Source organism: Kaistella solincola, from assembly GCF_000812875.1.
Taxonomy (GTDB): Bacteria; Bacteroidota; Bacteroidia; order Flavobacteriales; family Weeksellaceae; genus Kaistella; species Kaistella solincola.
On record NZ_JSYK01000003.1, the window covers coordinates 849,472 to 861,889 of the forward strand.

The following is a 12,418-nucleotide window of genomic DNA, read 5'->3' on the forward strand; positions in this document are numbered from 1 at the left end:
ATAATAAGTTAAAAACGCTATTTTCGCAAGATTGAAATTAAACTATGAAAAATTGGTCCTTTAAGCAATGGAATACCATCATCGGATGGGTTGTTTTTACCATCGCATTTTTTACCTATCTCTCGACAATCGAACCGAATTTTAGTTTCTGGGACACGGGCGAATATATTTCGTCCGCGGTAAAGCTGGAAGTGACGCACGCCCCGGGCGCAGCGCTTTTCCAGATTGTTGGTGCAGTTGCGGCCATGTTTGCTTTTGGCAATGTGGAAAATTATTCGGTGGTGATTAATGCCATGTCTGCTTTATTCAGTGCTTTTACGATACTTTTTCTGTTTTGGATCATTACCCATTTGGTGCGCAGATTATTGCACAAAGAGTTTAGCGATGTCACCAAACATCAGGAAATTTCAATATTGTTTGCCGGCGTCATCGGCGCTTTGGCTTTTACTTTTTCCGATACATTTTGGTTTTCCGCCGTTGAAGGTGAGGTTTATTCCATGGCGACACTGTTTATTGCGCTTTTGGTATGGCTGATTACTAAATGGGAAAACGAATATCACGCACCGGATAACGAGCGTTGGATTATTTTGATATTCTTTGTCATCGGCTTATCTATCGGCGTTCACATGATGTGTATGCTAGCGATTCCGGCGATTTGCTTTATTTATTACAGCAGAAATTATGAGTTTTCCTGGAAATCTTTTCTGTGGGCAAACCTTATTACACTTTTTATTTTAGCAATAGTTTTCAAAGGAATATTTCCCCTTATAATGACCATTTTTGGCCGTTTGGAAATTTTCGCGGTAAACGGTCTCGGACTTCCTTTCCATTCCGGAACGGTAATCGCGTTTATTTTATTGACCGCTATTTTCTACTACGGCTTAAAATATGCCCGAAAAACCCGCAAAAATATTTACCAGACCATCGCGCTTTCGGTAATTTATATGATGATTGGTTTTTCTTGCTGGATGGTAATCCCAATCCGTGCAAATGCAAATCCGCCGATGAACCTGAACAATCCGGATACCGCCATCGGAATGCTGGATTATTACAACCGTGAGCAATATGGTGACTGGCCCACGGCTTATGGCCAGAATTACACCGCTTATTTAGATGCGAACGGAATTCAGAAAAATGAAGACGGAAGTTACAAAAGCAATAAAACAGGCGTTGTTTACGAAAAAGACGAAACATCCGGAACTTACCGCCAGGTTGGTGAACGCTTTAATTATGTTTACAGCGACGACCATGTAAGTTTACTTCCGCGCATGTTCAGCGAGGATAAAGCTGTGATGCAAAATTACATTTCGATGTACGGCGCACCGGATTTTTCTTTTAATTACGATAATCCTGAACTTGCAGACAGTCCCGAAGCTAAAAAAATATTTGAGGATCTACGCCGAAAATTTGATGACGGAACCATCAAAGCGCAGGATTATCTCGAGGTTAAACCTTATAATTTAATAAATGTCCAGCGGCCATCTTTAGGTCAGAATTTAGATTATTTTTTCACCTTTCAGAACGGCTATTATTTTGTACGCTACCTGATGTGGAATTTTGTAGGTCGCCAGAATGACCTTGAAGGAAATATGGAAAATAACCGCGGAAACTGGATTTCCGGCATTTCTTTCATCGACAATGCGCTTTACGGCGACCAATCAAAAATGCCGGCTAAATTTAAAAATGACAGCACCGTAGTTTTCTTTTTCCTTCCATTGCTGTTAGGAATCATCGGTTTCTTTTTCCAGCTCAACCGGGATTTTGGGCGCTTTTATGCCATTTTATCGCTGTTTATCATTACCAGCGTCGGAATTATTTTCTACACCGGTGTGAAACCTTTTGAAGTTCGGGAAAGAGATTACGCAATGGTGGGTTCATTTTTCGCGTTTTCAATCTGGATCGGTTTAGGCGCAGGCGCCATTCTCTGGTATTTGCAGGAAAAAATAAAATCCAACGCCTTGAATATTGGCGCAGGAGTAATTTTACTCGGGATTCCATTAATGATGGGCTTTCAGAATTATAACTTTCATGACCGCAGCGAACGGTATGCGGCGTACGATTATGCTTATTCAACTTTAAAATCTTTACCGAAAAACGACATCCTCTTCGTTTACGGCGATAACGACACCTATCCGATCTGGGGAATGCAGGAAACATCGGGCTTGCGCGATGATGTAAAAGTGGTGAATTTCACCTTGCTTTCCACGCCATGGAATATCGATCAGGTTAAAAGACGAACTTACAATTCAATGCCGGTTCCCTCGGTATTTACTCACGAGGATTACCGCGACGGCACCAACGACCAGATCTATCTGATGACGCCGAAAGACTGGGAAAATATTTTTGCTAATTTAAAAGACCAGGGCGCGCCGGAAACTGCATTCGCAAATTTCAGAAAGTATCTCACCAATGATTCCATGACGGTAAAAGAAGCCGTGAATTTCATTAAAAATAAATCTGAAGAAAAAGATGAGATTTTAAAAATGATCTTCGGTGATGAAAAATATGAAAAATTCAATTTTCTGCCAGTTTCTAAGTTTATTTTGCCTGTAAATAAAGCTAATGCCGTAAAATCCGGAACGGTAAAAGCACAAGATTTAGCACAGGTCGAAGATCAAATTACCATACAGTACAAAAGCTCGAGCATGTTCAAAAACAACCTGATATTGCTTGATATTTTAGCAAATTTCGACTGGAAAAGACCGATAAATTTCTCTTCTGGCGGAATTTACGATCCGGAAAACATCTTCTATTTAGGCGATTATTTGCAGTTTGACGGTTTCAGTTACCGTTTGGTTCCCATAAAAACTTTGGAGCGCGAAGATGGCGAAATGGGTAGAGTAGATGCGAATTCTCTTTACAATATTGTAAAAAATTACCGATGGGGCAATTTCAAAGATTTGAATGTTCATTTTGATGAAACCTGTACGCAGAACATTGTAAGCTACCGAAGTTCGGCAAGCCGCGCTGCAGAAGCTTTGGCATTGGCTGGTGAAAAACAGAAAGCGCTTGAAATGCTTGATTTAGCTTCGCGAGAAATTCCGGTGCAGAAATATAATGATCCACGATCGTTGAGTTCCATGGTGTATGGCTATATTGTTGCGGGGCAGGAGCAAAAAGGTTTGAAACTCGCAGAAGAACTAAAAAAAGGAATTTTCAGCGAGTACGATTACTATACAAGTTTAACCGAACAGGAGCAGCGCTTTGCAGCACGCCAGATGCGCACAAAACCAATGGAATATTCACTTGTGGTTGGTGCTGTTGCTGATGCTTATGAAAAAAGCGGCCAGAAAAATAAAGCGTATGATTATCTCGTAAAATCTCTGGAACCGATTGATAAGAAATTCAATAATTTCATTTTGGATTTGCAGACCATGGGCAAAGAAAAAGCCTATAACGAAGCAGAAAAAGTACAGAAAATAACGCCGTTTTACACCTATCTTTTCGATGTGATGAATCCCTACGATTCTACTTACGCTAAAGAAAAAGAAAGTCAGATTACCGCGGCAATAATGAAAGCTACACAGTAATCTGTCTTAAAATATTAATTTTAAAGAGCAACCAGGTTGCTCTTTTTTTATCTTTAAAAAAAAATTAAAAATGAAATATTGTGCTTTTCTGCGCGGAATAAATGTCAACGGAACCCGAATGAAAATGGCTGAAGTTTGCGAGGTTTTCGAAAATTGCGGTATGCAGGAAGTTTCCTCGGTTTTAGCCACCGGAAATATTTTGTTTTCCTCGGGAAAGAACGAAGCTGAGCTTAAAAATATTCTTGAGGAAAAACTCAGTTCACACTTCGGTTACGAAGCATTTTTGTTTTTAAAAACGGAAAACGAGGTAAAAGGAATTTTGGAAAAAAACCCCTTTCAAGCAGCCAATAATTTTCACCACTATGTTTTTATCACTTCCGAAAATACCGCTTCACTTTTAAATGAAAAATTTGAAATCTGTCAAAAAAGTGAAGGTGAAAAAGGAATTCTTCTCGCTGATGTTTTTTACTGGCAGGTTGAAAAAGGAAACACGCTGGATTCTGATTTTGGTAAAATCCTTGGCAACAAAAACTTTAAAGAAAAACTCACCAGCAGAAATATCAACACGCTGGAAAAAATTGCGCTGAAATTTTAGCTTTAGCAAAAACTAAAAAAAGCCTCAAATAGCGGGAAATTTTTTCAAACAGAAAATCCGTATTTTTGCACCTATCAATTTCCTTTAAAAACGATTATCATGATTCAGTATTTAGAAAATATTCACCACAAAGATTCGAAAAACTTTTTTCTCATCGCCGGTCCGTGCATTATCGAAGGTGAAGAAATGGCGCTGAACATCGCGGAAAAAGTCGTGGAAATGACCAACAAATACCAAATCCCGTATATTTTTAAAGGAAGTTTTAAAAAAGCCAACCGCAGTCGCGTAGATTCATTTACCACGATTGGCGAAGAAAAATCTCTGGAAATTCTAAAAAAAGTTGGTGAAACTTTCAATATTCCAACCACCACAGATATTCACGAAAATGAACATGCAGCTTTAGCAGCAAATTACGTTGATGTCCTTCAAATTCCGGCTTTTTTGGTTCGCCAAACCGATTTGCTCATTGCCGCAGCAAAAACCGGAAAATGTGTAAGCTTGAAAAAAGGTCAGTTTCTTTCACCGGAATCCATGCAGTTTGCGGTAGAAAAAGTTCATGATTCGGGCAATCAAAAAACTGCGATCATCGAACGCGGTAATTCTTTTGGTTACACCGATTTGGTCGTAGATTTCCGTGGAATCCCGACAATGCAAAATTATGCGCCGGTGATTTTGGATGTCACGCATTCTTTACAGCAGCCGAACCAAAGTTCGGGCGTAACCGGCGGCCGACCGGAATTAATTGAAACCATTGCAAAAGCAGGTATTGCGGTAGGCGCGGACGGACTTTTCATTGAAACACATCCGGATCCAAGCTGCGCACTTTCAGACGGAGCGAATATGCTTCGACTTGACAAACTTGAAGAATTGTTGCAAAAACTAACAAGAATAAGGGAAGCGATTTTATAATCGCTTTTTTTCTTAGGTTTTTTAAGCAGAATTAAAAATTACCGGCTTAAAGCACCGAATTTTCCTCAATGAAATTCTATGATTTTTGTTATCTTTAAAATCTAGATTTTTCCCCTTGAAAAAAATAAAAATTCTCGTCTTTTTGCTGCCAATTTTTGCTTCCTCGCAAATAAGTTTAAAAGTTTTGGATGAAGCAGGTCGCCCGGTTTCTAAAGCAAATGTTTCCTATAACAATCTAAATTTTTCCACCGACCAAAATGGTTTTTTAAGCATTCCAGTCGCTGATTCGGAACAGATTTTACGGGTTGAAAAGGCAAATTTTTCTGGTTTTTCTAAAACGGTAAAACCGAACCCGAAAGTGCAGAATATTACGGTTTTGTTTCTTGATGCAAACCGGGAAGTCGCGATACAGGAAGTTGTTTTTCAGAAAAAGGGAAAACCGAAAATCACCGATTTAACCTCGGTTGAAATTTCTGCGAAAGAAGCACAGCAGGTTGCCTCGCTTTCGGGGGGTGTGGAAGGGCTTTTGAAAACTTTACCTTCGGTAAATTCCAACGCTGAACTTTCGTCGCAATACATGGTGCGCGGTGGAAATTATGATGAAAATCTTATTTACATTAATGATATTGAGATTTATCGCCCGTTTTTAATCCGGAATTCTCTGCAGGAAGGTTTAAGCATCATCAATCCGGATATGGTGCAATCGATCAATTTTTCCGCTGGTGGTTTTGAAGCCAAATACGGCGATAAAATGTCGTCCTCGTTAAATATCTATTATCGTCAACCAACGAAGTTTGAAATTTCCGGTGAGGCAAGCTTAATCGGCGCAAGACTTTCCACCGGTTTTGCGTCTAAAAATCAAAAGCTTTCCGCACTGTTTTCGGGAAGATATCGAAATACCAATTTGGTTTTGAATACGCTGAATGAAGAAACCGATTTTAATCCGCAATATACCGATTTTCAGAGTTATATCAATTATAAATTTAATGATAAATGGGCGGTTTCATTCATCGGATATTGGAGCAAAAATGATTATGAAATGCTGCCGAAAGCCAAAGACGTGGAATTCGGAACTCTGCAAACGCCATTAAAACTGACAGTTTTCTATGACGGAAAGGAAGACGATCAGTACAAAAATATGATGGGAACGGCTTCCCTTCATTTTAAGCCGAACAAAAAATGGTCTTTTAGCCTCGATAATTTTGCATATCAAAACCGCGAGAGAGAATATTATTCTGTGGCGTCAGGTTATTTGCTTCAAACTTTTGATCCGGTTACCGGCGCGCCCGTAACTTCGTATGACGTGGGTGGCCAGATCGATCACGCGCGCAACGATTTGCAGGTAAAAACCTACGGTTCGCAACTGAAAGGGAAATTTTCACCAACCGTGAATACCGATTTTGAAGCCGGTTTTAAATTCGAAAAGGAAAATCTGAAAGACCTTACAAACGAGTGGCAACTCGTGGATTCTTTAGGTTATAGTTCGCCGCGTGATTATGCAAATCCAGGGACTTTAGACACTTCAGATCTACGTTTAAAATACCATATTTCCGGGCAAAATAACATTCAGCCGACACGTCTTTCCGGTTATGCGCAGTATTCCACGAAATTTTACTGGAATGAAAACCGCGTTTTTGTCAACGCCGGTGTTCGCGCTTCGCATTGGGATTTCAATGATGAAACCATTATTTCACCACGCGCGCAAGTCGCTGTAAAACCAGATTGGGAGCTGGATATGCTGTTTAAACTTTCGGGCGGAATTTATTACCAGGCGCCATTTTACAAAGAGATTAAAGATGTAGATGGCAGTTTTAATCCAAATATAAAATCTCAGCGTTCGCTTCAGCTTATTTTCGGAAATGATTTTGAATTTAAAATGGCAGACCGTCCGTTTAAGCTGACAACGGAAGCGTATTATAAAAAAATGGATCATTTAATCCCGTATTATCTGGATAATATCAGAATCCGCTATTCCGGGAAAAACAATGCTGAAGGTTACGCATACGGTTTGGACACGCGACTTTTCGGTGAATTTGTTCCAGGTGTAGATTCCTGGATTTCTGCCAGCTACGCGCGGGTTTTTGAAAATATTAATGATAAAGGTTACATTCCAAGACCGACCGATCCACGTTTCCGGTTTTCGATGTTTTTTCAGGATTATATGCCGAAATTTCCTTCGATGCGAGTGAACCTGACTTTGATGTATTCAAGCGGTCTGCCGAGTGGAACACCTGTGACTTTTAAGGCTGATGGAACGCCGGACTTCGAAGCTCCATACCGTTACCAAAAAACATTACCGTCTTACAAACGTGTGGACATTGGTTTGTCCAAAGTTTTTATCGATCAGAAAGACCATAAAATAAATGGTGCTTTTTGGGAAAATTTTAAAGAACTGACTTTAGGTGTTCAGATTTTCAATGCATTTAACATTAATAATACCGTTGCGAATCAGTGGGTAAATGATGTGAATTCGGGTTATATTTATCCAGTTCCGGTGCGGTTGACCGGACGGTTTTTCAATGTAAAACTGGATTTTAAGCTTTAATTCAAAACGAAAAAAATGCCGCTAAAGCAGCATTTTTTTTGATTTTATATTTTATTACGTAATTTATTGCTCCGAATCTGTTTCCGAATCCTGATGAGAAATTGTGTCGTACAAATCTTTCCGGCGGTCGCTCATCGTGCGTACAGCACCGTAATGATGCAGTTCTTTCAGCAGATTTAGATCAACATCAACAATTAGTGTAGATTCCGTATTTGGTGTTGCTTCACCTTTTATCGCGTTGGACGGGAAAGCAAAATCCGAAGGCGTGAAAACCGCAGCCTGACCATACTGGATATCCATATTATTTACACCCGGCAAATTTCCCACACAACCTGCAATTGCGACGTAACATTCGTTTTCAATCGCTCTTGCAGAAGCGCAATTCCGCACGCGCATATATGCATTTTGAGTATCGGTTAAATACGGAACAAACAATATTTTCATGCCTTGATCCGCTAAAAGTCGCGGCAATTCCGGAAATTCTACATCATAGCAAATCACTAAACCAACTTTTCCGCAATCGGTGTCGATGACTTTTATAGAATTTCCGCCTTTCATGCCGTAATATTTTCTTTCGTTCGGCGTGATGTGGACTTTTCGGTGTTCATCAATTTTTCCGTCGCGGTGCAGCAAATAGCTAATGTTGTACAGTTCCTCATTTTCCACCAAAGGCATGCTTCCACCAACGATGTTGATGTTGTACGCAATCGCGAGCTGAGACAGTTTATTCTTAATATCTTCCGTAAGTTCAGCCAGTTTGAACATGCTGTCTCTTTCGCTCAAATGGTTGAAAGGCGCAAGCAACGGCGTATTGAAAAATTCCGGGAACATGATGAAATCCGATTTGTAATCCGCCATCACATTCACGAAAAATTCTACCTGCTCATAAAAAGCGTCAAGGTCTTTAAAATGCCGCATCTGCCACTGAATTAAGCCCAAACGGATTACAGAATCCTGCATGGTGTTGGGTTTTTTGCTGTAATAGATGTTGTTCCACTGCATCAAAACCGCGTTTTCTTCGGAATTTGCGTCTTCGGGCAGGTAATTTTTCAGCACCCGAATTGGCAGAAAATTATTCGCAAGCTGGAAACTTAAAACCGGATCATAAATTTCTTTTTTTCGAACCTGCTGAATATATTGGCGTGGCGATAATTCTGCGCTGTATAAATGATAATTCGGAATTCTACCACCAATAATAATGGATTTTAGATTTAATTTTTCACACAAATCTTTACGCGCATCGTATAAACGCCGTGCGAGCCGCAATTCGCGGAATTCCGGATCAACGAATATTTCAATTCCGTAGAGAACATTTCCGGTTTCTGAATGAGTGTTAAAGGTATAATTTCCCGTGATTTCGTTATAAGTATGATCGTCGCCAAAGAGCTCGTACTGAACTTTCAGCGCGAGACAAACCGCGGCAATTTTTCCATCGACGGTGATGCAAATTTGACCGTCGGGAAAAATTTTTATGAGCTTTTGAATGCTTTTTTTGGACCAGATGCTTTCGGACATTGTAGGATACGCTTTCTGCATGGTTTCCCGCAATTCATCATAATCATAGATTTCTAAATTTCTAATATCGATCTGCATTTTCTTAAATTAAATTTGTTAAACAATAAGTCCGGACGAATGATCGTGCGAACTTCCGGTGGCTGAAGCCAAGGTGTTTATTTCATTTTTAAAGCGCAAAACGCCCATAAAAGCAAAGATGAGCGCTTCTTTAAAATTAATGATTTCGGCACCAGGAATAATGATTTCAGCATTTGAATGAATACTAATTCTTTCAATCAAAAATTGGTTGTAAGTTCCGCCGCCGGAAAAAAGCACCTTTTTAAGGCCGAATTTTTCGAAAACCATCGCAATCTGCACTGCCGCGTGTTCCGTAAAAGTTGCTAAAATATCAACACTTTTTCCGTTTTTAAACAATGAAAAAATATGTTCGGAAACCCATTCAATTCCGAGAGATTTTGGTGGATTTTTCTGGTAAAATGACAGCTTGTTCAGCTTTTCTAAAAGCTCTGTGTTGACTTTCCCGCTTCGTGCAAAATCGCCGTTTTCATCAAAATTTTTACCTAGTTTCTGAGCAAATTTATTCAAAACAATATTGACGGGACAAATATCGAACGCTACCCGGCGCTGATTTTCTTTAAATGAAATATTCGAAAAACCGCCAATATTCAGGCAAGCGTCGTATTCTGAAAATAATAGTTCATCTCCAATCGGCACCAAAGGCGCGCCGTTTCCGCCCATTAAAACATCCTGACTGCGAAAATCATAAACTACGGGAATTCCGGTTAAAATTTTAATAGCTCGTCCGTCACCAATCTGGACCGTAAATTTTTTTTCGGGCTGATGAAAAACCGTGTGACCGTGCGAAGCAATTAAATCGATGTTTGTAAGCTGAAATTTTTCGATAAATTCCAGAACTTTTTCACCCAAATAAAAACCGAATTCTGAGTGAAGTTCGAAAAGTTCTTCAGCAGAAATTTTCGTGGCATTTCGAAGCTTTTTTTCCAATTCTTCCGAATACGGAAAAGTTTCAGCATTTAAAATTTCGAAATTCCATTTTCCAAAATCATCTTTTTCAAAAGCTGCGTGACAGATATCGAGGCCATCGAGACTTGTTCCGGACATTAAACCTAAAGCATGAAAAGTCATAAAATGAATTTTTGAAGGTGAGGAAAATCGAAAAAATTGCCTGCTTTAACGGCCTTTTTCCGGAATTTTCTGCGCGTTGATATCTCCGGAATTATTGAAAAAAGTGTATTCAGAAAAATCATCTTTAGCTTTCATTCCGTTCGCGCCAACGAGCGTAGAGCCGTCTTTGTCGGTTACATAAACCGTGTCCGTCGTGTAGATCAAGCGTTTCACCTGATCCCAATATACGGACTGCATGGCGAACATTTGGTTTTCATTACTTACAATTCGTACGTTTCCTTTGGCTTCGTAGAATTTTTTAACTTCATTAAATTTCGCATATTTCGCCGTAATTTTTCCTGGTACATTCGGTTTTTTTTTGTCGTAAAAAAGAATGTTTATTCCTTTTCGCGCCACGATGTACGGCGAATCTATATATTCAAATTTTTCAATGAGTGGAGCAGTGGCACGCAATTTCACCATTCCCGAATCGCGCTGCACGATATTCGCGTTGTAAATAATCTGCGACGGGAAATTGGTATTTCGGTTTTTGTTGATTTTCGTAAGGTCTTCTTCGCAGGAAATTAAACCAAAAAATATAGCACAACCCAGAAGGGCGGCTATATTTTTAGATTTTATTGCAGTTCGGAAACTCATTTTCTAATCATAAAGTCGTTTATTAAACCACTTATCTGCAAAGTTAATTCCTATTCTCAGGTTAATGAAATTCTGGCTGATTAAATTGTTTTCAAGCGTTCCGCGTTTTCCCAGTTCCAGGCCTAGATCAATTCCGCTCATGCGGCTCGCGCTATTACTGTCAAACGGAAAGTGCATGCCGCCGGTAATCGCAAACTGGTTAATATCCGTTCCGTTCAGCTGAAGATTTCCTTTTTCATAATACGCTCCGTAACGGTAAGTTACACGGGAAAAATAGCTGCGGAAATTGTTGAAATTCGGGATAAACCATCCACCCGCAGAAATTTTATAAGAATCTTGATAAGAGAACGGCTGACCTAAATATTGTACTGTTTCACCTTTTTTGTAATCTACCTGCGTACCGGCAAACCATTTACCATCTTTACCTAAACCGGCACCAACAGACACTTCCATCGGAATCAGGTTTTTGTCTTCGCTGGCGCTTTCTTCAATAATGCTTTCGTTAGTTTTTATCTTGCCTGGCGCGTAAAAATAGGTGCTGTTTTTATAAGTGCTTTCCATTTGGCCGGTATTTCCGAAGGAATAGGTCGCACCAAATGTCAGTTTTTTATCTTTTTCTAAAGCTTTCTGATACGCGGTTCCTAAAGTAAAATTAAAGGTTTTTATTTTATTTCGGGTTTCGTAACCGTTAATCAGCTCCGCGTTGCTCGCAGTAACTTCATTGATATCATATAAATTTCCAAAATAGAAATTGGTTCTTGCGCCTAAAGCAAACTCCGGTGAAATTTGATAGGAAAAAGCCGCCTGAATCATGTTCAAACCACCTTCGCCGCGGAAACTGCTCGCCGTAATGTCGCCGTTTTCGTTTTTTTCCTCCGTAAGGACTTCATATTTTTTCGAGCTGTAAGGCTGGTAACCCAAACCGAATTTCACTTTTGGTGAAAGCGGAAAAGCAAGCGAAATGTTGGATAAATAAGTGGAATGCTTTGTAGAATTGGCGTCGTTATAATCGGATTTGAAAAAATTATTTTCGTTGGTTCCTTCAACTTTAAAACTGGTAAGTCCTAAATTTTTGTTCGCCGCCGGATTGCTGAAGTTAAAACTGTTGTTAAAATCCCAGACATACGCGGTAGAAACACCACCCATTGAATTGATATCTACGGTATTGTCGTACTTTACATCTCCAATTCCGAAGGCAGCGTAAGGCGAATTACCAATCGATTGGGCATTTATAAAATAACCTGCCGCGATGATCGGTAATACAAAAAATCTTTTCATTCTCTATTTTTAAAAATAATGCGCAAATATCTTAAATAATACTGAACTGTGAAAGCACATTTGGTTAAAGTTTGTTAAGCTTAAATACGCAAATCTGTACTGAATTTTAAAAAAAATGCCATTATAGCAGCAAATTTTTAATTCAGAAAAACGGCGTGATTTTTACCGAAAATGTAATCGGAGAAAATCTGTCGCTTGAACGGCAAATTTTTCTGCTTTTCAAAGAATTTAGAAGTTCAGAAAAATGAAATTTTAAATTATCTT

8 protein-coding genes are annotated in these 12,418 nt (G+C 39.4%); 4 read left to right on the plus strand and 4 right to left on the minus strand.

From position 1 onward, the window contains the following. Positions 1-44 precede the first annotated feature (44 nt). The 4 genes from OA84_RS07970 to OA84_RS07985 all read left to right on the plus strand — a co-directional run bounded on the left by OA84_RS07970 (position 45) and on the right by OA84_RS07985 (position 7,579). Positions 45-3,530, plus strand: coding sequence for a glycosyltransferase family 117 protein (locus tag OA84_RS07970; protein ID WP_039344528.1), 3,486 nt, complete (start codon positions 45-47; stop codon positions 3,528-3,530). Between the two features lie 70 nt (positions 3,531-3,600). Then, positions 3,601-4,125: a DUF1697 domain-containing protein gene (locus OA84_RS07975; protein ID WP_039344531.1), complete on the plus strand. Its 525-nt coding sequence runs from the start codon at positions 3,601-3,603 to the stop codon at positions 4,123-4,125. A gap of 99 nt (positions 4,126-4,224) precedes the next feature. Then, on the plus strand, positions 4,225-5,034 hold the full coding sequence (kdsA, locus tag OA84_RS07980; protein ID WP_039344533.1) for a 3-deoxy-8-phosphooctulonate synthase: 810 nt from the start codon (positions 4,225-4,227) through the stop codon (positions 5,032-5,034). Positions 5,035-5,392: 358 nt separating this feature from the next. Beyond that, positions 5,393-7,579: a TonB-dependent receptor plug domain-containing protein gene (locus OA84_RS07985; protein WP_052252187.1), complete on the plus strand. Its 2,187-nt coding sequence runs from the start codon at positions 5,393-5,395 to the stop codon at positions 7,577-7,579. Positions 7,580-7,642: 63 nt separating this feature from the next. On the opposite strand, the gene OA84_RS07990 is transcribed toward OA84_RS07985, so the two are convergent. From OA84_RS07990 to OA84_RS08005, 4 genes are read right to left on the minus strand one after another with little or no spacing between them, the layout of a single operon-like run. Next, entirely contained in the window at positions 7,643-9,172 is a 1,530-nt protein-coding gene (locus OA84_RS07990; RefSeq protein ID WP_039344539.1) for a carbon-nitrogen hydrolase family protein, read from the minus strand. Between the two features lie 18 nt (positions 9,173-9,190). Beyond that, the gene (locus OA84_RS07995; RefSeq protein ID WP_039344542.1) at positions 9,191-10,240 is read right to left on the minus strand and encodes an anhydro-N-acetylmuramic acid kinase; all 1,050 of its coding nucleotides are present in this window, start codon (positions 10,238-10,240) and stop codon (positions 9,191-9,193) included. Positions 10,241-10,285: 45 nt separating this feature from the next. Further along, positions 10,286-10,876: an LPS export ABC transporter periplasmic protein LptC gene (gene lptC, locus OA84_RS08000; protein ID WP_039344545.1), complete on the minus strand. Its 591-nt coding sequence runs from the start codon at positions 10,874-10,876 to the stop codon at positions 10,286-10,288. Positions 10,877-10,879: 3 nt separating this feature from the next. Next, the gene (locus OA84_RS08005; RefSeq protein WP_039344548.1) at positions 10,880-12,154 is read right to left on the minus strand and encodes a membrane protein; all 1,275 of its coding nucleotides are present in this window, start codon (positions 12,152-12,154) and stop codon (positions 10,880-10,882) included. Between the last annotated feature and the right edge of the window lie 264 nt (positions 12,155-12,418).